Source organism: Weissella sp. ESL1177, assembly GCF_058107185.1.
In genome coordinates this window covers 977,637-1,000,648 of the sequence record NZ_CM176591.1, presented here as the reverse complement: position 1 = coordinate 1,000,648, position 23,012 = coordinate 977,637, and the positions used below count along the sequence as shown (strand labels likewise).

The window sequence follows — 23,012 nt, the reverse complement described above, 5'->3', positions numbered from 1 at the left end:
ATACAAAAACATTTGCGAAGTCAATTCGCTAATAAATTCGTTTAACTTCTGTTAAACAACAAAAAACAATGAGTTATACTCAAGCTTTTAAAATGAGAGTTTGATCCTGGCTCAGGATGAACGCTGGCGGCGTGCCTAATACATGCAAGTCGAACGCTTTGTCTTTAAATGAAATGACGAGCTTGCTCAGATTTGATTTTATCTGACAAAGAGTGGCGAACGGGTGAGTAACACGTGGGTAACCTACCTCTTAGCAGGGGATAACATTTGGAAACAAGTGCTAATACCGTATAATACCAACAACCGCATGGTTGTTGGTTGAAAGATGGTTCTGCTATCACTAAGAGATGGACCCGCGGTGCATTAGCTAGTTGGTAAGGTAAAGGCTTACCAAGGCCATGATGCATAGCCGAGTTGAGAGACTGATCGGCCACAATGGGACTGAGACACGGCCCATACTCCTACGGGAGGCAGCAGTAGGGAATCTTCCACAATGGGCGCAAGCCTGATGGAGCAACGCCGCGTGTGTGATGAAGGGTTTCGGCTCGTAAAACACTGTTATAAGAGAAGAACGGCACTGAGAGTAACTATTCAGTGTGTGACGGTATCTTACCAGAAAGGAACGGCTAAATACGTGCCAGCAGCCGCGGTAATACGTATGTTCCAAGCGTTATCCGGATTTATTGGGCGTAAAGCGAGCGCAGACGGTTATTTAAGTCTGAAGTGAAAGCCCTCAGCTCAACTGAGGAATGGCTTTGGAAACTGGATGACTTGAGTGCAGTAGAGGAAAGTGGAACTCCATGTGTAGCGGTGAAATGCGTAGATATATGGAAGAACACCAGTGGCGAAGGCGGCTTTCTGGACTGTAACTGACGTTGAGGCTCGAAAGTGTGGGTAGCAAACAGGATTAGATACCCTGGTAGTCCACACCGTAAACGATGAGTGCTAGATGTTCGAGGGTTTCCGCCCTTGAGTGTCGCAGCTAACGCATTAAGCACTCCGCCTGGGGAGTACGACCGCAAGGTTGAAACTCAAAGGAATTGACGGGGACCCGCACAAGCGGTGGAGCATGTGGTTTAATTCGAAGCAACGCGAAGAACCTTACCAGGTCTTGACATCCCTTGCTAATCCTAGAAATAGGATGTTCCCTTCGGGGACAAGGTGACAGGTGGTGCATGGTTGTCGTCAGCTCGTGTCGTGAGATGTTGGGTTAAGTCCCGCAACGAGCGCAACCCTTATTATTAGTTGCCAGCATTCAGTTGGGCACTCTAGTGAGACTGCCGGTGACAAACCGGAGGAAGGTGGGGATGACGTCAAATCATCATGCCCCTTATGACCTGGGCTACACACGTGCTACAATGGCATATACAACGAGTCGCCAACCCGCGAGGGTGCGCTAATCTCTTAAAGTATGTCTCAGTTCGGATTGTAGGCTGCAACTCGCCTACATGAAGTCGGAATCGCTAGTAATCGCGGATCAGCACGCCGCGGTGAATACGTTCCCGGGTCTTGTACACACCGCCCGTCACACCATGAGAGTTTGTAACACCCAAAGCCGGTGGGGTAACCTTTTAGGAGCCAGCCGTCTAAGGTGGGACAGATGATTAGGGTGAAGTCGTAACAAGGTAGCCGTAGGAGAACCTGCGGCTGGATCACCTCCTTTCTAAGGAAAATCGGAAACCTACACAATCAACGAAACGATATTTAGTTTTGAGTGATTAACACTCAATATTAGTTCTTTGAAAACTGAATCATAATTGTAAATTTTTAAATTCATTTCAATTGATATTAATCAATTAAATTGAGCCGAAAAAAATACACCGCGTAATTTTTTGAGTTTTTTAAATCAGTTTAAAATCGCTTGTGACCATTGAGTCACAATACTCAAACGAAATCATCAACGAGAGTTGATCGGTTAAGTTATTAAGGGCGCATGGTGAATGCCTTGGCACTAGGAGCCGATGAAGGACGGGACTAACACCGATATGCCTCGGGGAGCTGTAAGTAAGCTATGATCCGGGGATTTCCGAATGGGGGAACCCAACTTGTGATGCAAGTTATCGTTCAATGAATACATAGTTGAACGAAGGTAGACGTTGTGAACTGAAACATCTCATTAGCAACAGGAGAAGAAAGAAAAATCGATTCCGTCAGTAGCGGCGAGCGAACGCGGAGGAGCCCAAACCAGTGTGCTTGCACACTGGGGTTGTAGGACTACCGTTGTGGAGTTACAAATTTGTTTATTAGCAGAAGCAGCTGGGAAGCTGAGCGAAACAGGGTGATAGCCCCGTATGCGAAAGTAAGCAAACTCCCGTGTAGGATCCTGAGTACGGCCGGACACGTGAAATCCGGTCGGAAACTGCGAGGACCATCTCGTAAGGCTAAATACTCCCTAGTGACCGATAGTGAACCAGTACCGTGAGGGAAAGGTGAAAAGCACCCCGGAAGGGGAGTGAAAAAGTTCCTGAAACCATGTGCCTACAACAAGTTAGAGCCCGTTAATGGGTGATAGCGTGCCTTTTGTAGAATGAACCGGCGAGTTACGATAACATGCAAGGTTAAGGTGGAAAGACCGGAGCCGTAGCGAAAGCGAGTCTGAAATGGGCGTTCGAGTATGTTGTTGTAGACCCGAAACCAGGTGACCTACCCATGTCCAGGGTGAAGGTGCGGTAAAACGCACTGGAGGCCCGAACCCGTACATGTTGAAAAATGTTGGGATGAGGTGTGGGTAGCGGTGAAATTCCAATCGAACTTGGAGATAGCTGGTTCTCTCCGAAATAGCTTTAGGGCTAGCCTCGGAAGATAGCGTGTTGGAGGTAGAGCACTGTTTTGGTGCGGGGCCCATCTCGGGTTACTAAATTAAGATAAACTCCGAATGCCAATCACGTATGTCCGGGAGTCAGACAGTGAGTGATAAGATCCATTGTCGAAAGGGGAACAGCCCAGATCGTCAGTTAAGGTCCCTAAGTGTGTGTTAAGTGGAAAAGGATGTGAAGTTGCATAGACAACTAGGATGTTGGCTCAGAAGCAGCCACCATTTAAAGAGTGCGTAATAGCTCACTAGTCGAGTGATTCTGCGCCGAAAATGTACCGGGGCTAAACACACCACCGAAACTACGGGTGCCACATTAGTGGCGCGATAGGAGAGCGTTCTAAGGGCGATGAAGTCAGACCGTGAGGACTGGTGGAGCACTTAGAAGTGAGAATGCCGGTATGAGTAGCGAAAGACAGGTGAGAATCCTGTCCACCGTATGACTAAGGTTTCCTGGGGAAGGCTCGTCCTCCCAGGGTTAGTCGGGACCTAAGGCGAGGCCGAAAGGCGTAGTCGATGGCTAACAGGTTGAGATTCCTGTACCAGGTGAACATGTTTGAACAATGGAGGGACGCAGAAGGCTAACAGAACCCAGCAGTTGGAAAAGCTGGGTCAAGCAATAAGTCTGAGAGTGAGTCAAATGCTTGCTGTCATAAGGACAAGTTGTGATGAGGACCGAAATCAAGTAGGGAAGTCTGTGATGTCACGCTGCCGAGAAAAGCTTCTAGTTAGTGTTTACCTGCCCGTACCGCAAACCGACACAGGTAGTCGAGGAGAGCATCCTAAGGTGAGCGAGTGAACTCTCGTTAAGGAACTCGGCAAAATGACCCCGTAACTTCGGGAGAAGGGGTGCTCAGCGCAAGCTGAGCCGCAGTGAATAGGCCCAGGCGACTGTTTATCAAAAACACAGGTTTCTGCAAAATCGTAAGATGACGTATAGGGGCTGACGCCTGCCCGGTGCTGGAAGGTTAAAAGGAGTGCTTAGCTTCGGCGAAGGTACGAATTGAAGCCCCAGTAAACGGCGGCCGTAACTATAACGGTCCTAAGGTAGCGAAATTCCTTGTCGGGTAAGTTCCGACCCGCACGAAAGGCGTAACGATCTGGGCGCTGTCTCAACGAGAGACTCGGTGAAATTTAAAGACCCGTGAAGATGCGGGTTACCCGCGACAGGACGGAAAGACCCCATGGAGCTTTACTGTAGCTTGATATTGAGTGTTTGTGCAGCTTGTACAGCATAGGTAGGAGCCGTAGAAATCGGGACGCTAGTTTCGATGGAGGCAAACGTGGGATACTACCCTCGTTGTATGAACACTCTAACTCACACCACTAAGCGTGGTGGAAGACAGTGTCTGGCAGGCAGTTTGACTGGGGCGGTCGCCTCCTAAAAGGTAACGGAGGCGCCCAAAGGTTCCCTCAGAATGGTTGGAAATCATTCGCAGAGTGTAAAGGCACAAGGGAGCTTGACTGTGAGACTTACCAGTCGAGCAGGTACGAAAGTAGGGCTTAGTGATCCGGTGGTTCCGCATGGAAGGGCCATCGCTCAACGGACAAAAGCTACCCTGGGGATAACAGGCTTATCTCCCCCAAGAGTCCACATCGACGGGGAGGTTTGGCACCTCGATGTCGGCTCATCGCATCCTGGGGCTGTAGTCGGTCCCAAGGGTTGGGCTGTTCGCCCATTAAAGCGGTACGCGAGCTGGGTTCAGAACGTCGTGAGACAGTTCGGTCCCTATCCGTCGCGGGCGTAGGAAATTTGAGAGGAGCTGCCCTTAGTACGAGAGGACCGGGGTGGACGTACCACTGGTGTATCAGTTGTTCCGCCAGGAGCATCGCTGAGTAGCTATGTACGGATGAGATAAACGCTGAAAGCATCTAAGTGTGAAACTCGCCTCGAGATGAGATTTCCCATTCAGTAATGAAGTAAGACCCCTCAAAGATGATGAGGTAGATAGGCTAGAAGTGGACGTGCGGTGACGCATGGAGCGGACTAGTACTAATGGTTCGAGGACTTAACCAAGTAGCAAGTGGTGTAAGGCAAAAAAGCAATTATGATTCAGTTTTGAGGGAACTAAGTTCACTCAATTAGAAACGTGTCGTGATGATGGCATTGAGGTCACACCTGTTCCCATACCGAACACAGCAGTTAAGCTCAGTTACGCCGAAAGTAGTTGGAGGATCGCCTCCTGCGAGGATAGGACATTGCGATGCATATGGACGTTTAGCTCAGCTGGGAGAGCACCTGCCTTACAAGCAGGGGGTCACAGGTTCGAACCCTGTAACGTCCATTGGGTCGTTAGCTCAGTTGGCAGAGCAGTGGACTTTTAATCCATGGGTCCTGGGTTCGAGCCCCAGACGACCCATTTTAATATGCACCTATAGCGCAACTGGATAGAGTGTCTGACTACGAATCAGAAGGTTGAAGGTTCGAATCCTTCTAGGTGCATTGCAAATAATGATTTGCTTTTTAGTATTGTTTAGTCATATATTCGGGACGTAGCTCAGTTTGGTAGAGCACCTGGTTTGGGACCAGGGGGTCGCAGGTTCGAATCCTGTCGTCCCGATATTAGTTCGCGGTGTAGCTCAGCTGGCTAGAGCGTCCGGTTCATACCCGGGAGGTCGAGGGTTCGATTCCCCCCGCCGCGATTGTTCTTATGCGGATGTAGTACAATGGCTAGTGCTCCAGCCTTCCAAGCTGGGAATGCGGGTTCGATTCCCGTCGTCCGCTTCATTTAAGCTAAAGTCTCTAAAATCCTCTTGAAAAAGAAGGACTTTGGGGACTTTTTATTATCTATGATTAATATTTGCATTTAATACTGTGAGTGATTAATGAGAGTGGATGCGTGAAATTTATGAGTGTTATATAATGGGTGATATAAATCTTTTTAGGGGAAAATTATGAAGACGATTATATTTGATGTAGATGGTACTTTATTAAGTACGGAAAGTATGTATATGCAGTCGTTGATTCAAACATTTCGGGATAGAGGTATTGAAAAATCTTATGAAGATGTCTACAAAATTTTTGGATTACCCTCACTTGATGGTCTGATTAAATTGGGAGTTGAAAATCCCAAAGAAATGCAACTAGCTTGGCAAAGCCATTATCATGATTTTTGGCATGAAGTGAAATTGTTTGACGGTGTGACACAAATGCTTTCACAGTTGCAATCAAAAGGTATATCATTGGGAATTGTTACTTCAAATACACCGGCTGAATTTAAAAATCATAGTAAAAATTTTGATTTTGTAAAATATTTTAGCGACTTTGTATTTGCAGGGGACACACCACTAATGAAACCAGCAGCAGATCCCATCTTAAAATCCTTGATGAACTTAAATACAAGTGCAGATGCGGCAATGTATATTGGTGATTCTGTTCATGACATGCAAGCGGCACATAATGCAGCAGTTAAATTCGGTATGGCGGCTTGGGGTGTTCGAGATGAATCAGTTTTCAATAATCAAGCGGATGTTATTTTTAGAACACCAACTGAATTAGCATCGTATGTATTAGATCAAAAATAAATGAGTTATTAGTTTAAAATTTATATTAAGATTTCGAAAGAAGTGATAATAATGGATAATCGTGCAATAGGATATTTAGATTCAGGTATAGGTGGATTGTCTGTTGTTAAACAAGCGTTGAAAGATTTACCGAATGAGCAAGTTTATTATATTGGTGATACTGCTCGTATGCCATATGGCACTCGGCAACCTGAAGAAGTTAAAAAATTGACATGGCAACTAGTGAATTTTCTAATGAGTAAAGATATTAAATTATTGGTGATTGCTTGTAACACGGCTACAGCAGCAGCTTTAGATGATCTTACCCAAAAGTTAACAATACCGGTTATTGGTGTGATCCAGCCTGGTGTTGATGCAGCAAGTCAAGCGACAACGACAAATAAAATTGGTGTTATTGCAACACAAGGAACAGTAAACTCACTGGCTTATTATCAGGGAATTAAAAAAATCAACTCCCATTATCAGGTGTTACAATTAGCTGCACCAACGCTTGTAAGACTTGCTGAAAATCCAGTAGCTGATGAACAACTAATGCAACAAACAGTGACACAAATTTTAAAACCAATAAAGAATAGTGATATTGATACCCTGGTTTTGGGGTGTACACACTTTCCATTACTGTCCCATTATATTCAACAAGCGCTTGCTTCTAATATCAAAATAATTGATGCAGGTGCTTCGGCAGTGACTGTTGTCAAACACACTTTAAATGAAATGCATTTGAATCATGAAATAACGACAGCACCATCAAAAAAAACCGATGAGTATTTTACGACGGGAAATTCAGATATTTTTAATGAATTAGCTCAGTCTTGGTTAGGCGTTTCTAATTTAAATGTGAAACATTTAAATATTAAAGATAATCAACTAGTAAATGAAAGTGAATAAGAAATGTAGGTGGCAAATGACTAGATTAATTTTTGCATCAAAAAATAAGGGTAAAATTCGCGAATTTCGTGATTTCTTAAAGCCATTTGGGGTGGAGGTCATTTCACTAAATGATTTAGATAACGTACCAGTAATTGATGAAAATGGTTTGGATTTTTCAGATAACGCAACAATTAAAGCAAAGGTAATTTCAGATGCTTACCAGATACCAGTGGTTGCAGATGATTCTGGTTTGAGTGTAGACGCCTTGCATGGCGCACCAGGTGTTCACTCTGCAAGATATGCTGGAGATCATGATGATTTAGCAAATAATAACAAATTATTGAAAGAATTGGTAAATGTTGCTGCACCAGATAGAACAGCGACATTCCATACAGTTATTGTTGGCTTAAAGCCTAATGGTGAAAAGATTATGGCTGATGGTGAGGTTCATGGTCATATTTTGTTTGAACCACAAGGAGATGATGGGTTTGGTTATGATCCATTATTTTACTATGATCCCTATGGCAAAACCTTTGCTGAATTGACGCCTGTAGAAAAAAATGCAATTTCACATCGTGGTAATGCATTAAGAAAATTTATGACGCTTTTTAAAGAATGGTGGGAGGACTAATGATGGATTATTTGATTATATCTGATGCACATGGTGATCGTAAAATTTTATCTGATATTGTTGCACATTATAAGGGACATGTTCGTGCAATGTTTTACAATGGTGATTCTGAGTTACAACGTTCTGATGAACTATTTGATACGTTATTGCCTGTTATTGGCAATATGGATGACGACCCAATGTTCCCTGATGATCGCAATTATGAAGATGAAATAATTAAGGTATACCAAACACATGGTCATCTTGTACACACTGAAGTTTCACTAAATCAATTAAGAGAAGTTGTTTCACAAAAGGATGTTGATATTGTGACATCTGGTCATACACATGTATTAGGTGCAGAAATGATCGATAGTAAACTATTTATTAATCCTGGATCGATATCCTTACCAAAAGGGCCTTATGCCTATTTGAAGGGAACGTATGCGATTTTATCGGTGACTCCTGAAAAGTTTTCTGTTCAGTTTTATACACGCAATATGCAACCTGTAGCGGGGTTAAAATTTGAGTTTTCACGTAAATAAGTGGTATAAAGAACCATTTGAAGCCACTTGTAACATTGTTTCAGTTCAACTTCAACTTTTTAGAGCATAGTTAAAGGCCGTGAATCTACCAGATCAAAAGTGGTTAGATTCACGGCCTTTGTTGAGTATAACAAATTTTTATTAGTTACTACCTTCCTCATAATCAATCAAATGAAGTTTTGAGTTAACAGGCTGTTGTTCGGATTGATTAAATATAGTTGTCAGATTTTTTTCTGTAAAATCTGCTGTTTGCAAAGCATAGTTGCCTTGACTGGAATCATAGACGACCATTGTTGGATAACGTACCACTGACATTTCTGCTGCCATGTTTTGGTCATCTTTCAGTGAAGACAAAGTTAAGCTAGTATTATAATCTTCTAAAAAGAGATTAACGTCTAAATTAAGTTTTGAAATAGTGGCTAACACTAAGTCTTTGGAATAAGGGATATTCGCCAAAAGCTGTTCTTGCATATTCAAAAAGAACATTCTAGCAGCTTTTCTACCTTGAGATTGAATAGCCTTTGTATCCAGCGCTAACTGTGAAATACTGGTTGCGACTGTTGTATAGTCCATATCAATATGATAATCATTTTTTAATTCATGATACGTATTTCTAACAGATTGCATGGTTACAACTGGGATCATACGATAAGAAACAAATTTTTTCATTTGTTTAAAGTAATCAGTCACTTTTTTTTCTGACACGATACTTTCGGCAGAAAGTGGCGTGACGAAGTGGTACACTTCTAACATAACAAGCGACAACCTCCAAAAAAACATTTTTATACATACCAGTTAATGGTACGCCACTATAATTGATGTGTCTATATGTGTTTATTCTTATAACAAAATCAAGGATAACCCTTTTAACAAAAAATTGCTTAATTAAAGTTTTTAATATGGATTAATTCTTAAATAAGGCTGGAAAGAAATTCATAGTAATTGTAAAATTAAAGCATTGTGTTGTTTGTTATATCAAGCTAACTTGATTATATAATTTTTACGCGTATGACAACAATTTTTTGCTTGTCGACGGTATGCTAATGTTGGCGTGTTGTGGATGATGCAATGATTAAACACAGAAGAACTATTTATATGTAAAAATTTGTTTTTTGGGGGATCAAGATGACACATAATGAGTGGGAAAAACTGCTACAACCTTATGTTCAAACAGTTGATGAATTAAAGGTTAAATTACGTGGGATGCGTCCAGAATTTGAATTGTTGGGTGTACAAACACCTGTTGAATTTGTTACCGGTCGAGTAAAAACAATTCCAGCAATTGAAGAAAAATTGACTCGACGTCATATTAGTTTAGATCGAATCGAACAAGATATGGAAGATCTGGCAGGTGTTCGTATTATGACGCAGTTTACTGAAGATATTTACAAAGTTGTTGATATACTACGACAACGTAAGGATATGGTCATTCTAGAGGAACGTGATTACGTGACAAATGAAAAGCCATCTGGTTACCGGTCGTATCATATTGTTATTGAATATCCTGTACAATTAATTGACGGTGAAAAAAAGGTATTAGCTGAAATTCAAGTCCGGACGATGCAAATGAATGTTTGGGCAACAATTGAACACGCAATTAATTATAAATTCGATGGTGAATACACCGCTGAAATGAAGGAAAAATTGAAAAATGCAGCAGCATTGAGTATTAAAGTCGATGAGTTGTTTTCTGAGTTACATAGTGGTTTGGCTGAAAAAGCAAAAGTTGACGACAATTAGAAAAGAAAAAGGAAGGCCATCAGATGAAAATTGCTGTATATAGTAATAATGTGCCACATTCTCGCGCTGTCGTATCCTTATTAAAAGAGAAGTTAATTGCTCGTAGCAATGGTCACGTAATATTTGATAATGAGCATCCGGAAGTTGTGATTACAGTTGGTGGGGATGGTACATTACTTGGTGCTTTTCATCATTATACAAATCAATTAGCTAAAATCCGTTTTATTGGTGTTCATACTGGTCATCTTGGATTTTATGCGGATTGGCAGTACTTTGAACTCGATGAGTTGGTGGAAAGTTTAGTCAATTCAGAAACGACTGCTCGCACTGTTAAGTATCCGCTCTTAGATGTGAAAATACATTATACGGATGGACATGAAGAAAATGTTTTGGCATTAAACGAAGCAGCTATTAAACGACCATTAGGGACGTTGGTTGCAGATGTATATATTCAAAATGAACTATTTGAACGATTTAGGGGCGATGGGTTAACGGCATCTACGCCTACGGGCTCAACAGCCTATAATAAAGCGATTGGTGGTGCAGTTATGCATCCAAGTTTACAAGCTATCCAATTGGCAGAAATTGCATCTATTAACAGCCGTGTATTTCGTACCTTAGGATCACCATTGATTATTGGTAATCATGAAGTTATCAAAATACAATTGGAAAATGATGGGTCTGCAGTGACGTTTAGTTATGATCATTTAAATAAAATTTCTTCTAATATTGATTGGATTTCATTTAAAGTGTCAGAACAAAAAATTCAATTTGCAGAGTATCGTCATATGCATTTTTGGCATCGTGTGCAAACAAGCTTTATAGGTACGGAGGTAAGATAGTTGGCGCATTTTAGTTGGAAAAATCAAAGTGACGATACCTTACGTATCAAATCATTTTTAGCGCAACGTGGTGTTTCACATCGTATGTTTGCAATTATTAAACGCGGTGGTGGTCAAGTCCTTTTGAATCGAAAACCAGTTAGAACTTTGGATGATGTTCATCCAGGGGATTTGGTTGAAGTTAACATGCCACCAGAACAGTCAAATGCAGTTGTTGCAGCATCAAATCTGCCAATTACGATTCTATATGAAGATGAAAACTGGTTGGTTGTTGATAAAGAGGCTGGAATAACTTCTGTACCCGGTAAAGCTGATCGTGAAACAACCATGGTTAATCGTGTAAAAGGGTACTTGATATCAGAAGGAGCAACGGATTTGGTACCACATGTTGTGACACGCTTAGACCGCTTTACGTCAGGAGTTGCTTTATTGGCCAAGCATCGCTTTGCACATGGCCTATTAGATAAGCAATTACAAACACATACCGTTGATAAGCGATATTACGCAATTGTTGATGGTATTGTTGCGGATGATCACGGTATGATTGATGCACCGATTGGTCGTAAAGATGGCGATTTTATTCGTCGTGAGGTGCGTGACGATGGTCGACCTTCTCGAACCGAATTTTGGGTCGTGAAACGTATGTCAAATCAAACCTTAGTGAGAGTGCAATTACATACTGGTCGTACGCATCAAATCAGAGTTCATTTTAGTCATATCGGTCATCCTTTGATTGGTGATGAAATCTATGGGGGACCTTTAGATCGAGGCATGACACGTCAGGCTTTACATGCCTATTGGTTAGAATTTTATGATCCATTTGCGGAAACGAAAAGGCATATTGAAAGTCCTTTACCGGAAGATTTAAAGCAAATCCTAGATGATAATATAATTGGACTTGCCAAAAATAAACTGTAGATAAATATTTTGGTGTAGTAAAAATGAAAGAAAATTTGCAAGAAATGACTGATGAGATGCGAGATGAGTTATCAGATCAAGCGCACCATTTAGTTTTTTATATCGAAAATAATGAAAAGAATGCTTTCTTAGACGGTTTTGATGAATTACATACGTATGATCAAGCAATTTTCTATGTTTCATTAACCACCCAATTAAGACGACAAATTATTGATTGGCTAAAACCGGTAGAATTAGCAGATATTTTCGATGAAATTGATCCTGAAGATGTTGATTTTAATGATTTATTGTCGGAAATGTCACCACATTATGCTGCTGAGATGTTAGCAGAAATGTATACTGACAATGCTGTTGATTTAATGTCGGATTTAGATGCCAAACATCTGGCATTATATTTGTCATTGATGCCTGCCAAAAGTTCTGAGGAAATTAAACGTTTCCTGAAATATGAGGATGATACTGCTGGTTCTTTGATGAGTACGGAATTCATTGCTATTAACCAACAATTAACAATTGGCGAGGCAATGATTGCTGTGAAGCAAGCTGCTCAAGAAGCAGAACAAATTAATTATATTTATATTAACGATAATGATGGATTATTAGTTGGTGTCATCTCACTGAAGTCTCTAATTATTTGGCCAGATGCTGCTAAGGTATCTGAAGTGATGGATACGAATTTAATTACTGTGAATCCAAGTGATGATCAAGAAGAAGTTGCTAAAATTATGGCTGATTATAATTTCGTTTCGATTCCAGTTGTGGCTAAACAGCAGATGATCGGCATGATTACAGTTGATGATATTGTTGATGTTATCGATGCAGAAGCAGCCGAGGACTATTCAAGACTGGCTGGTGTCGACGTTGTTACATTGGAAGACAATCCAATGAAGTCAGCGTTAAAGCGTTTGCCATGGTTAATTGGACTAATCTTTTTAGGTATGGGGACAGCTTCCGTCATTGATGGCTATGATTATTTAGTTGCGCAGACATCGATTTTGGCAGTGTTTATTTCGTTGATTACTGGAACTGCTGGTAATGCAGGAACCCAATCATTAGCGGTAGCTGTCAGACGAATTGCTTTACAAGAGAAAAAGTCAGTTGCAAAATCCTTGTTGGTAGAAATTTTAATTGGTGCCATGATTGGTATTTTAGCTGGTATAACTATTTTTCTTGTTATTTTAATCTGGAAGAAAAATTTATTGTTAGGTATTGCGGTTGGTGTCGCAATGGCTGTTGCGATACTAGTAGCCAATGTCGCAGGGGCATTTATCCCATTGATTATGGACCGAATGGGTGTAGATCCTGCGGTTGCATCAGGTCCCTTTATTTCAACATTATCTGATTTAACTTCAGTTATTATTTATTTTAATGTTGCGCAATTTTTTATTAATCATTTTGCGATGCATTGAGATTGAATGGGTGTCTTCACTTGCTTACGTTGGTAATTCGTGATAATATAGAGTTTGTTAATGAATATACTCTTAATTGAGTGGCCGGATTTTTCTCGGCCGCTCATTTTTTTCAGGAATTTATTAAATAAATACCATTGTATGGAGGGAGGTTTAGAATGGCAAAAGTTATAGAAGATGTTCAAGCAATTTTAAAACCGGTATTAGATACGCAAGGTTTTGATTTATGGGATGTTCTCTATGAAAAACAAGATAGTGATTTTGTTCTTCGTGTGCTTGTTGACCGTGTTGATGGTGAAATTAATATGGATGATCTGGTCATGTTAACTGAAATTATTAGTAACGAATTGGATAAAATTACACCGGATCCTTTCCCACAAGCATATCTTCTTGATGTTTCATCTCCTGGTGCTGACAGATTATTAAAGGAATCACAAAACTTTAAATGGGCTCTTGGAAAGTTTATTGAAGTAACCTTACAGCAACCAGTTGCTGACTTAGATCAATTTGTTGGTCAATTGGTTTCAATTGTAGATAATAAACTAACAATAGATGTACCAGTAAAGGCAAAACACCAATTAATTGAAATTAACCTTGAAAATGTGAAAGAGGCAAAATTATCAGTTAATCAAGATCGCATTTTATCTACGGATGAAGATTATGAATGGGCCCTTCATAAATTGGTACATGTTTCAACCTATCAAAAAATTAATGGGTATAAGGAATTCTCAGGTGAGTTAAATGATGTCACATCAGAAGAATTAGTTATAACCAGTGAATCAGATGAAAAATTGATAATCCCTCGTCGTATGGTAGCACAAGCACGACAATCAAATGATTTTTAATAATATGGAGAAACAATAATGAGTAAGGAATTAGTATCAGCCCTTGATGCATTAGAAGAAGAAAAGGGTATTAAAGCAGAAGTCTTAATCGCTGCTCTTGAAGAGGCTCTTAAAAAGGCCTATGAAAAAAATTATGATGAGTCACAAAACGTTGACGTCCAATTTGATAAGAAAAAGGGTAGTATTAAAGTTTATGCAGTTAAAACAGTTGTCGAAGATGTTGATGAACCATATGAACAAATTAGCTTAGAAGAGGCGCTTGAATTAAATAAAGCCTATGAAATTGGTGATGAAATTCGTTTTGAGGTAACACCAAAGGATTTTGGACGGTTGGCTGCGCAAACTGCTAAGCAAATTATTATGCAAAAAGTGCGTGAAGCTGAACGTGGCGTTGTCTATGATAATTTTGTTGGTTATGAAGATGAAATTGTTACGGGAGAAGTTGAACGTGAAGATTCAAGATACTTGTATATCATCTTACCTGGTAACCAAATGGCAGCAATGAAACCAAATGATCAAATGCCTAGTGAAACATATCGTATGGGTGATAAAATAAAGGTTTTGGTTTCACAAGTTCAAAACGAACAAAAAGGACCACAAGTCTTTGTGTCACGTACGCATCCGGATTTGGTTAAACGCTTATTTGAGGCGGAAGTACCTGAAGTATTTGATGGTACTGTAGAAATCAAATCAATTGCTCGTGAAGCAGGTGATCGTTCAAAAATAGCAGTTTATTCCCATAACGAAAACCTTGATGCTGTTGGGACAATGGTCGGTCAACGTGGTGCACGTGTACAAACTGTTGTTACTGAATTATCAGGTGAAAATATGGATATTGTTGAATGGACAGAAGATCCAGCGGAATTCATAAAAAATTCTCTAAATCCAGCTGAAGTTGTTGAAGTTATTTTTGATCCAAATAATGATCGTGCAGCAACAGTATTGGTTCCTGATTATCAATTGTCGTTAGCAATTGGTAAACGTGGTCAAAATGCACGTTTGGCAGCACGTTTAACTGGTTTTAAGATTGATATTAAGCCAGAATCAGCACGTGAAGAAGTTGTTGCTGAATTAGCAGCACGTGAATCAATGTCAGAAAATGACGCAGTAACAGATGAAACAGTAACATTTGAAGATCATTCTGAAGAATAGGAGGTAACGCTCATGAAACCACGTAAGATTCCAATGCGTAAAGACATTGTTACCGGAGAAATGGTACCAAAAAAGGAACTTGTTCGTATTGTTCGGACGCCAGAGGGTGAAGTTATCTTGGATCCAACAAACCGAGCAAATGGTCGTGGTGCGTACATCTCTCTATCCGTTGATGTGGCAGAATCTGCCAAAGAAAAACGTATTTTTGATAAAGTATTCGCAATAAAACTTGATGATCAGTTTTATGATGATTTAATAGCATATGTTGATCATCAAGCAGCACGTAAGGAGCTTTTTGGGGATGCAAAATAAACAAAAATTATTAAACTTATTAGGACTTGCTAGACGTGCAGGAAAATTAATCACAGGTGAAGCATTAGTTTTAAATGCTATTCGTTCTGGCAAAGTGAGTTTAGTTTTTTTTGCATCCGATGGTGGTCAGACCAGTAAAAAAAAGTTTATGGATAAAACAACCAGTTATAGAGTTGCGCTTTCTATGGATTTAACACGTCAAGAATTAGCAGATGCAACTGGATTAGCACGGACAGTTATTGGTGTTGCTGATCGTGGATTTGCTAAAAAAATGCAAGAATACTTAGATAATTAGGAGGAAGTTATATGACCAAGCGAGTATATGAGTTGGCTAAAGATTTAAACATTTCATCAAAGGATCTAGTGTCAATTGCAATTAAAGCAAACATGCCAGTAAAAAACCATATGTCTACATTAGATGATAAGGCAGTTAAAACTTTGACAAATACAATAAAAAATAATAAACAATCAGCAAAGCCAGCTGAAAAAAAGGCTGTAAAGAAAGACGTTAATCATAAGAAAAATGAGAAACACGCTGAGGGTCAAGCGTCTCATTCACAGCGTCAAAAGACAAATGCACAACACCAAAACACGAATAATAAAGAGAGTAATGGTGGTCACAATAACCACAGTTCACAAAATAAGAACCGCCGTTTTAATAACAACGGGAATAACCGTAATAATCGTCGCGGTAAAAAGGGACCTGGTCGGAATCGTAACAATAATGAGCACCGTCCAGCACCAACAGTGCGTAAAGACCAACCATTACCAGAAACATTAGTTTATTCTATTGGTATGAATGTACAAGATATTGCAAAATTGATTCATCGTGATGCAACAGAAATTATTAAAAAATTATTTATGTTGGGAATCATGGTTAATCAAAATCAATCATTGGATGCTGATACGATTGAACTTTTAGCAGCTGATTATGGGATTAATGCTGAACAAAAAGTTGAAGTTGACATTGCCGATTTAGATAAATTCTTTGAAGATGACGAGGATGATAGTGAAAACATGGCGCCTCGTGCACCTGTCGTAACAATTATGGGACACGTTGATCATGGAAAGACAACCTTGCTGGATTATTTGCGTAATTCACATGTTACGGAAGGTGAAGCTGGTGGTATTACACAGCATATTGGTGCCTACCAAACAAAGCTAAATAATCGACTTGTTACCTTCTTAGATACACCTGGTCACGCGGCCTTTACAGCGATGCGTGCTCGTGGTGCAGATATTACAGATATTACTGTTTTAGTTGTTGCTGCTGATGATGGGGTTATGCCACAAACAGTAGAAGCGATTAATCACGCAAAGGCTGCTGGGACACCAATCATTGTTGCTGTTAATAAGATTGATAAGCCAGGAGCAAATCCAGAAAATGTCATCAATCAATTAATGCAATATGAATTAGTACCGGAAGAGTTCGGTGGTGATACCATTTTTGTTAATATTTCAGCAAAGTTTGGTCAAAATATTGATGAACTATTAGAAATGATTCTATTAACAGCTGATGTGTTGGAATTAAAGGCAAATCCAAACAAACGTGCAGCTGGTTCAGTTGTTGAGGCCCGTCTTGATAAAGGTCGTGGAACAGTCGCAACTGTTTTGGTACAACAAGGAACAATGCACGTTGGGGATCCAATTGTTGTCGGAAACACGTATGGTCGTGTTCGTACAATGACTAATGATCGTGGACGTCGGGTTAAAGAAGCTCTGCCTTCTACACCAGTTGAAATTACTGGCTTAAATGAAGTACCATCTGCTGGGGATCGATTTGTTGTCTTTGAGGATGAAAAGACAGCTCGTGCAGCTGGGGAAGAACGTGCAAAGCGTGCGGTTATTGCTGAAAGAAATCGTAATAATATTGTTTCGGTTTCAGACCTATTTAACAAAATGGCCGAAAAACAAATGAAATCAGTACCTGTTATTATCAAGGCGGATGTTCAAGGTTCTGTTGAAGCGTTAGCTGGTTCGTTTAGAAAAATTGATGTTGAAGGTGTTAAAGTTGATATCATTCATACTGCCGTCGGTGCAATTAACGAATCTGATGTGACTCTTGCTGAAGCCTCAGGTGCAATTATTATTGGTTTTAATGTTCGTCCAACACCACAAGCAAAGCAACAAGCTGACACAGATAAAGTGGAAATTCGTCTACACAGTGTGATTTACAATGCAATTGATGAAATTGAAGCAGCAATGAAGGGACAACTAGATCCTGAATTCGAGGAAAAAGTTGTTGGAACTGCAGAAGTTCGTGATTTGTTTAAGGTATCGAAGGTTGGTACTATTGTTGGTGGTATGGTTATGTCAGGTAAAATTACTAGCAACGCATCTGTACGCTTGATTCGTGATGGTATTGTTATTTTTGATGGTAAAATTGGCTCATTGCGTCGTTATAAAGATGATGTCAAAGAAGTTAAAAACGGTTATGATTTCGGACTAACGATTGAAAAGTACAATGATGAAAAGGTTGGCGATGTCATTGAGGCTTATGAAATGGTTGAAATGCCACGCTAAAATTTTTATTAGTCGTATAATCATTGATAGGAGGAAACTAATATGGCACAACAAAATTTTCGAGTTGGTCGACTAGAGCAAGAGATTCAGCGAGAAATTAATGATCTATTGCTTAAGCGCATTCGTGATCCACGTATTGAAGGGGTAACAGTAACTGGTGTGGAAGTAACTGGCGATTTGCAACAAGCTAAGATATATTACAGTGTGTTGTCTGAATTGGCTTCTGTTAATAAAAAGGCTGCAGATGGACTAGATGCAGCGACTGGATTGATTCGCAAAGAATTAGGTTCACGGTTACGTATTTACAAAACACCTGAATTAAAATTTGTTAAAGATGAGTCGATTCAATATGGTAATAAAATTGATGATTTAATACGTCAATTACATAAAGACTAGTATAATTTATCAATAATCATTAATGGAAGGGCCTTTCTTTACCAGTATATTTTGGTACGAAAGACCTTTTTATATACATATCTAAAATAAAAATCAAAGGTGAACAATATGGACGGAATTTTACCAATTTATAAAACGGCAGGGATGACTTCGCATGATGTTGTTTTTAAGTTACGACGCATTTTAAAAATGAAAAAAATAGGCCATGCTGGGACACTTGATCCAAATGTTGATGGTGTGTTGCCAGTTGCACTTGGCAAAGCAACTAAAACTATTGAATTTTTGCAGGAAACTGGTAAAACGTACACAGGCGCGATTACTTTTGGTATAGCGACAACGACTGAAGATATGGATGGTAATATCATTGACACTCAAAAGATTGAACAACCATTTACCATCAGTCAAATTAATCAGGCGATGCAGTCGTTGATTGGCGATATCATTCAGATACCGCCAATGTACTCGGCTGTCAAAGTTAATGGGCGGCGATTATATGACTATGCTCGTGCTGGTGAGACTGTTGAGCGACCAAAAAGGGAAGCGACTATTTATGACTTTAAAATGACAAGTAATCCGATATTTAATGAGGCAGAGGGAACGCAAACATGTCAATTTATTGCAAAAGTATCTAAAGGAACATATATTAGAACACTAGCTTTCGATTTAGGAAAAAAGTTAAATGTACCGTCAGTTATGAGCCAGTTAACCAGGGTTAGCGCAGGTGGTTATGACCTCACTGAGGCACATACTTTGAATGATATTGCGGAGCGATTCGAACAGGAAGGTTCATTGGGAGAATGGTTACAACCATTAGCAACAGCGGTGAAACAATACCCACATATCGAATTGCAAGCTAGCCAATGGGAAAAGGTGAAACATGGGGTTGGTCAACCGGCTAGTTTATTAGAACCAGTTCAGGATAAAATTGTGTTGACGTATCATGGTGATATCAAATCAGTTTTTTCATGGCGAGATGATAAGCAACAATATCGTGCCTATCGCACATTTTCAATTGAATAAATCACGCAGTCTTCACGTATGTTATGATTGAAACACTGACTATAAAGAAAAGAAGGACTTAAATGATGGAAGTTATTTATTTACACCATCCATACAAGCCAACGCAAATCAAGAGTGACCCAATTGTTTTAGCAATGGGATTTTTTGATGGTGTCCATGCAGGACATCGGATGGTCATAAAACGAGCAGCTGCAGAGGCCCATAAGCGAGGAATCAAGCTAGCTGTGCTGACATATGATCACCATCCATCGATTGCATTTAAAACGTACGTTAAACCATTAACTTATTTAACAACTTTACCAAGAAAACTAGAATTATTAACAGAGCTTGGTGTGGACCTAACATATGTCGTTAATTTCACTTCAGAATTCGCACAATTAGCACCACAACAGTTTGTTGATCAATATATAGTTGCTTTACACGCCGTTGCAGTCGTTGCTGGATTTGACCATACTTATGGTCCTAAAGATGCAGACATGAAACATTTACCAATATATGCTAAAAACAACTTTGATGTTATTGAAGTGAAACAAGTTAATGTTGATGGTTTTGAAAGTGCATCTACAAGAGCACGTCAAATGGTTGATGAAGGACGTATGGATGAATTGCGTCACATATTAGTACAATCATACGAGACAACTGGTTTAGTCGTTCATGGTGAGGCTAGGGGACGTGAATTAGGTTATCCAACAGCGAATATTGAAACGACACCAGGTGAAAGGTTGCCGGGTATTGGTATTTACGTGGTTGAAATGAAAATTGGCACACACTGGTACCCTGGTATGGCTTCAATAGGTTATAATGTGACATTTGGGAATAATCGTCCAAAGACAGTAGAGATTAATTTATTTAACTTTCATCGCATCATCTACGGTGAAAATGTTCATATCAGATGGCATCATTATTTACGTGGTGAAGTCAAATTTGTGAATCGACAAGCATTGATCGATCAACTAGCGGAAGATGAACGACAAGCAAAGCAATTTTTACTTACTTCACTGAAAGGAGATGAATAAAAATGTCATTTGATGGCCTTTTTACACATGCGATGGTGCAGGAACTAAATAAAACATTGTCTGGTGGTCGAATTATGAAAATTCATCAACCGTACTCAAATGAAATTTTTTTAATTATTCGTCATAATCGCCAAAATTATCCCGTTTTATTAAGTGCTCATCCATCTTTTGCGCGTGCACAGATTTCAAGGATTAAGTATACGAATCCACAAACTGCGCCAAATTTCGCGATGATGTTACGGAAACATTTAGAAGGTTCAAAATTAATTAAAATTGAGCAAGTTGAAAATGATCGTATTATCAGATTTGTTACTTCGGGACGTGATGAATTAGGGGATGAAGAACAAACGACTTTAATTCTTGAGATGATGGGGAGACATTCAAATCTGTTCTTAGTGGATGAGGCTTCACAACGCATTATTGATTTAATCAAACACGTACCAGCGGACCAAAATCGGGTGCGTACACTAATGCCTGGGGGAAGCTATACTTTACCACCAAAACAAAATGTCATTAATCCAATGCACTCATTAGATGGGTTAGCTAATATTATTTTAGATAATCCTAAAATTGATGATCTTGCCCAACAGATTCAACGTCATTTTCAAGGATTTGCGCATGATTCTGCAGTAGAATTAGCAAATGTCTTGCAACAATCTGGCAATGCTTTAGTTCTAGCACAAAAATGGTTAGATCAGTTTAACGAACCAAAACCACAATTGATTATGACAGCAAAAGGTGTTAATTTTGCACCATTTGAATGGCAAACGATGATTGGTGAGAAAGTATCGTTTACAACATTAAGTGATATGTTGGATGCGTATTTTGCAGAAAAATCTGAAAGAGATCGTGTTCAACAACAAGCTGTAATAGTATTGCGTACGGTGCGAAATGAATTGAAGAAAAATAAAAATAAGATAAAAAAGCAGCGTATTGAACTGGCTAATGCTGATCATGCAGATGAATTTCGTATAAAAGGTGAGTTATTAACAACTTATATGACGCAAATACAACGAGGCATGACAAAAATAACATTGCCAAATTATTATGATGATAATCAGCCGTTAACAATTGACTTATCTAATCAAATGGGTCCTTCTCAAAATGCCCAAAAGTATTTTACAAAATATAACAAATTAAAAAATTCTGTGAAATATTTAAATTCCCAGATTAATTTAGCACAGCAAGAAATTGATTATTTTGAAACGCTACTCGCACAGATTGATATTGCTTCCCCCAAAGATATTGCAGAAATTAAAGAAGAATTGACACAAGAAGGTTATTTACGCGTTCAACATAAGAAAAAGCAAAAAACAAAGGTCAGTCAACCTGAAAAATTTTATGCAACAAATGGGACACTCATTGAAGTTGGGAAAAACAACTTACAAAATGAGCGTCTGTCGATGAAAACAGCGGCAAAATCAGATATATGGTTGCATACAAAAGATATTCCTGGATCGCATGTTATCATTCATGATAGTAACCCATCAGAAGATACGTTGTATGAAGGCGCTATGTTAGCAGCCTATTTTTCTAAAGCTAGAAATTCAGCAAATGTACCAGTTGATTATTTACCAGTTCGTAAGCTCAGAAAACCCAATGGCTCAAAGCCAGGTTTTGTTATTTTTGAAGGACAAACAACGATCACTGTGACACCAGAACAAAAAATTGTTCAAAAATTACGTCAAAATAATTAAGAAAAACTTTAAGGTCAGGTTAATGACGTGTATTAACCTGCCTTTTTTAGTATCTTATTTATAAAACGAGTTTAAAAATAACATGACGATGGCACAAATAATTTTTAAAGTGTACAACGGAGGAACTGGCAATGAAAAGAGAAGTGGCTTTAGCAGATTTAAAGACAATGACAACTGCAATTGCTGCAGGCGCAGATCGAATTGAACTAAATGCAAATTTAGAATTAGGCGGTTTGACACCAGACAGTCAAACAGTTTCGCAAGCAGTCGCACTTTCTAAGCAAGCACATATTGATTTAGTTGTCATGATTCGTCCACGTCCTGGTGACTTTAATTACACACATTTTGAAATAGATAAAATGCGTCAATCAATTTTAACTTTCAAGAAACTAGGCGTTAAAACGGTAACTTTTGGTGCTGTCAATGAACAAGGTAAATTAGCTCGTGATAGTATGTTAAAATTATTAGAGGCTGCCAGACCAATGAAGGTTGTTTATCATATGGCTTTTGATAGCATTAATTTGGATTGCCAGAAACAAGCATTGCGTTGGTTGCAACAATATGGTGTTATTCGTGTGTTAACACATGGCGGTAATTTGGATATGCCAATTAATGAAACCTTACCTCATTTACAAGAAATTATTGCAATGAGTCCAGAGGGCTTAACGATTTTGCCAGGTGGTGGTATAACTTATCAAAATGCTAACCAAATAGCAAATGACTTGGGTGTTAATGAAGTGCATGGCTCTAAAGTAGTGAAGTTATTTTAAATTTCTTTGT

19 protein-coding genes, 6 tRNA genes and 3 rRNA genes are annotated in these 23,012 nt (G+C 39.3%); 27 read left to right on the top strand and 1 reads right to left on the bottom strand.

What is annotated here, in order from left to right:
* Window positions 1-88: 88 nt before the first annotated feature.
* The 13 genes from AC3B5D_RS04785 (at window position 89) to AC3B5D_RS04725 (ending at window position 8,362) form a co-directional block, all read left to right on the top strand.
* Window positions 89-1,663, top strand: a 16S ribosomal RNA gene (locus tag AC3B5D_RS04785).
* A gap of 250 nt (window positions 1,664-1,913) precedes the next feature.
* Window positions 1,914-4,829 (top strand): 23S ribosomal RNA (locus AC3B5D_RS04780).
* Window positions 4,830-4,903: 74 nt separating this feature from the next.
* Window positions 4,904-5,020 (top strand): 5S ribosomal RNA (gene rrf / locus AC3B5D_RS04775).
* Together the 16S, 23S and 5S rRNA genes with 6 tRNA genes alongside form the textbook arrangement of a ribosomal RNA operon.
* Before the next feature lie 4 nt (window positions 5,021-5,024).
* Window positions 5,025-5,097 (top strand) — tRNA-Val (locus AC3B5D_RS04770).
* A 2-nt stretch (window positions 5,098-5,099) separates the two neighbouring features.
* Window positions 5,100-5,172: transfer RNA gene (locus tag AC3B5D_RS04765), tRNA-Lys, on the top strand.
* A gap of 9 nt (window positions 5,173-5,181) precedes the next feature.
* Window positions 5,182-5,255 (top strand) — tRNA-Arg (locus AC3B5D_RS04760).
* A 44-nt stretch (window positions 5,256-5,299) separates the two neighbouring features.
* Window positions 5,300-5,373, top strand: a tRNA-Pro gene (locus AC3B5D_RS04755).
* 8 nt (window positions 5,374-5,381) lie between these two features.
* Window positions 5,382-5,455, top strand: a tRNA-Met gene (locus AC3B5D_RS04750).
* Window positions 5,456-5,465: 10 nt separating this feature from the next.
* Window positions 5,466-5,537 (top strand) — tRNA-Gly (locus AC3B5D_RS04745).
* 170 nt (window positions 5,538-5,707) lie between these two features.
* Window positions 5,708-6,337 (top strand): HAD family hydrolase, encoded by a 630-nt coding sequence (locus tag AC3B5D_RS04740; protein WP_489841132.1) that lies wholly within the window; start codon window positions 5,708-5,710, stop codon window positions 6,335-6,337.
* A gap of 51 nt (window positions 6,338-6,388) precedes the next feature.
* Window positions 6,389-7,225: a glutamate racemase gene (murI, locus tag AC3B5D_RS04735; RefSeq protein WP_489841133.1), complete on the top strand. Its 837-nt coding sequence runs from the start codon at window positions 6,389-6,391 to the stop codon at window positions 7,223-7,225.
* A 16-nt stretch (window positions 7,226-7,241) separates the two neighbouring features.
* Window positions 7,242-7,838, top strand: coding sequence for an XTP/dITP diphosphatase (locus tag AC3B5D_RS04730; protein WP_489841134.1), 597 nt, complete (start codon window positions 7,242-7,244; stop codon window positions 7,836-7,838).
* Window positions 7,838-8,362 (top strand): YfcE family phosphodiesterase, encoded by a 525-nt coding sequence (locus tag AC3B5D_RS04725; RefSeq protein WP_489841135.1) that lies wholly within the window; start codon window positions 7,838-7,840, stop codon window positions 8,360-8,362. The genes AC3B5D_RS04730 and AC3B5D_RS04725 overlap by 1 nt, the downstream gene beginning before the upstream one ends.
* Before the next feature lie 141 nt (window positions 8,363-8,503).
* On the opposite strand, the gene AC3B5D_RS04720 is transcribed toward AC3B5D_RS04725, so the two are convergent.
* Window positions 8,504-9,115 carry a DsbA family protein gene (locus AC3B5D_RS04720; RefSeq protein WP_489841136.1) on the bottom strand — a complete coding sequence of 204 codons (612 nt, stop codon included), beginning with the start codon at window positions 9,113-9,115 and terminating at the stop codon, window positions 8,504-8,506.
* A 372-nt stretch (window positions 9,116-9,487) separates the two neighbouring features.
* On the opposite strand from AC3B5D_RS04720, the gene AC3B5D_RS04715 reads away from it, so the two are divergent.
* From AC3B5D_RS04715 to AC3B5D_RS04650, 14 genes are all read left to right on the top strand, one after another.
* Window positions 9,488-10,102 carry a GTP pyrophosphokinase gene (locus AC3B5D_RS04715; RefSeq protein WP_489841137.1) on the top strand — a complete coding sequence of 205 codons (615 nt, stop codon included), beginning with the start codon at window positions 9,488-9,490 and terminating at the stop codon, window positions 10,100-10,102.
* Window positions 10,103-10,125: 23 nt separating this feature from the next.
* Window positions 10,126-10,944: an NAD kinase gene (locus AC3B5D_RS04710; protein ID WP_489841138.1), complete on the top strand. Its 819-nt coding sequence runs from the start codon at window positions 10,126-10,128 to the stop codon at window positions 10,942-10,944.
* A complete protein-coding gene (locus AC3B5D_RS04705) occupies window positions 10,945-11,862 on the top strand; it encodes an RluA family pseudouridine synthase (protein WP_489841139.1) in 918 nt (305 codons plus the stop codon).
* Between the two features lie 23 nt (window positions 11,863-11,885).
* A complete protein-coding gene (gene mgtE, locus AC3B5D_RS04700) occupies window positions 11,886-13,271 on the top strand; it encodes a magnesium transporter (protein WP_489841140.1) in 1,386 nt (461 codons plus the stop codon).
* A 158-nt stretch (window positions 13,272-13,429) separates the two neighbouring features.
* The gene (locus AC3B5D_RS04695; protein ID WP_489841141.1) at window positions 13,430-14,116 is read left to right on the top strand and encodes a ribosome maturation factor; all 687 of its coding nucleotides are present in this window, start codon (window positions 13,430-13,432) and stop codon (window positions 14,114-14,116) included.
* Window positions 14,117-14,134: 18 nt separating this feature from the next.
* A complete protein-coding gene (nusA, locus tag AC3B5D_RS04690) occupies window positions 14,135-15,268 on the top strand; it encodes a transcription termination factor NusA (protein ID WP_489841142.1) in 1,134 nt (377 codons plus the stop codon).
* A gap of 12 nt (window positions 15,269-15,280) precedes the next feature.
* Complete coding sequence (rnpM, locus tag AC3B5D_RS04685; RefSeq protein WP_489841143.1) at window positions 15,281-15,580, top strand: RNase P modulator RnpM; 300 nt, start codon at window positions 15,281-15,283, stop codon at window positions 15,578-15,580.
* The gene (locus AC3B5D_RS04680) at window positions 15,570-15,875 is read left to right on the top strand and encodes a L7Ae/L30e/S12e/Gadd45 family ribosomal protein (protein WP_489841144.1); all 306 of its coding nucleotides are present in this window, start codon (window positions 15,570-15,572) and stop codon (window positions 15,873-15,875) included. Before rnpM ends, AC3B5D_RS04680 begins: the two co-directional genes overlap by 11 nt.
* 11 nt (window positions 15,876-15,886) lie before the next feature.
* Complete coding sequence (gene infB, locus AC3B5D_RS04675) at window positions 15,887-18,103, top strand: translation initiation factor IF-2 (protein WP_489841145.1); 2,217 nt, start codon at window positions 15,887-15,889, stop codon at window positions 18,101-18,103.
* A gap of 42 nt (window positions 18,104-18,145) precedes the next feature.
* Window positions 18,146-18,499: a 30S ribosome-binding factor RbfA gene (gene rbfA, locus AC3B5D_RS04670; RefSeq protein ID WP_489841146.1), complete on the top strand. Its 354-nt coding sequence runs from the start codon at window positions 18,146-18,148 to the stop codon at window positions 18,497-18,499.
* Between the two features lie 108 nt (window positions 18,500-18,607).
* Window positions 18,608-19,519, top strand: coding sequence for a tRNA pseudouridine(55) synthase TruB (truB, locus tag AC3B5D_RS04665; RefSeq protein WP_489841147.1), 912 nt, complete (start codon window positions 18,608-18,610; stop codon window positions 19,517-19,519).
* Between the two features lie 65 nt (window positions 19,520-19,584).
* Entirely contained in the window at window positions 19,585-20,535 is a 951-nt protein-coding gene (ribF, locus tag AC3B5D_RS04660) for a riboflavin biosynthesis protein RibF (RefSeq protein ID WP_489841193.1), read from the top strand.
* Window positions 20,536-20,537: 2 nt separating this feature from the next.
* Window positions 20,538-22,232 carry an NFACT RNA binding domain-containing protein gene (locus AC3B5D_RS04655; RefSeq protein ID WP_489841148.1) on the top strand — a complete coding sequence of 565 codons (1,695 nt, stop codon included), beginning with the start codon at window positions 20,538-20,540 and terminating at the stop codon, window positions 22,230-22,232.
* A 131-nt stretch (window positions 22,233-22,363) separates the two neighbouring features.
* Window positions 22,364-23,002: a copper homeostasis protein CutC gene (locus AC3B5D_RS04650; RefSeq protein ID WP_489841149.1), complete on the top strand. Its 639-nt coding sequence runs from the start codon at window positions 22,364-22,366 to the stop codon at window positions 23,000-23,002.
* Window positions 23,003-23,012 lie beyond the last annotated feature (10 nt).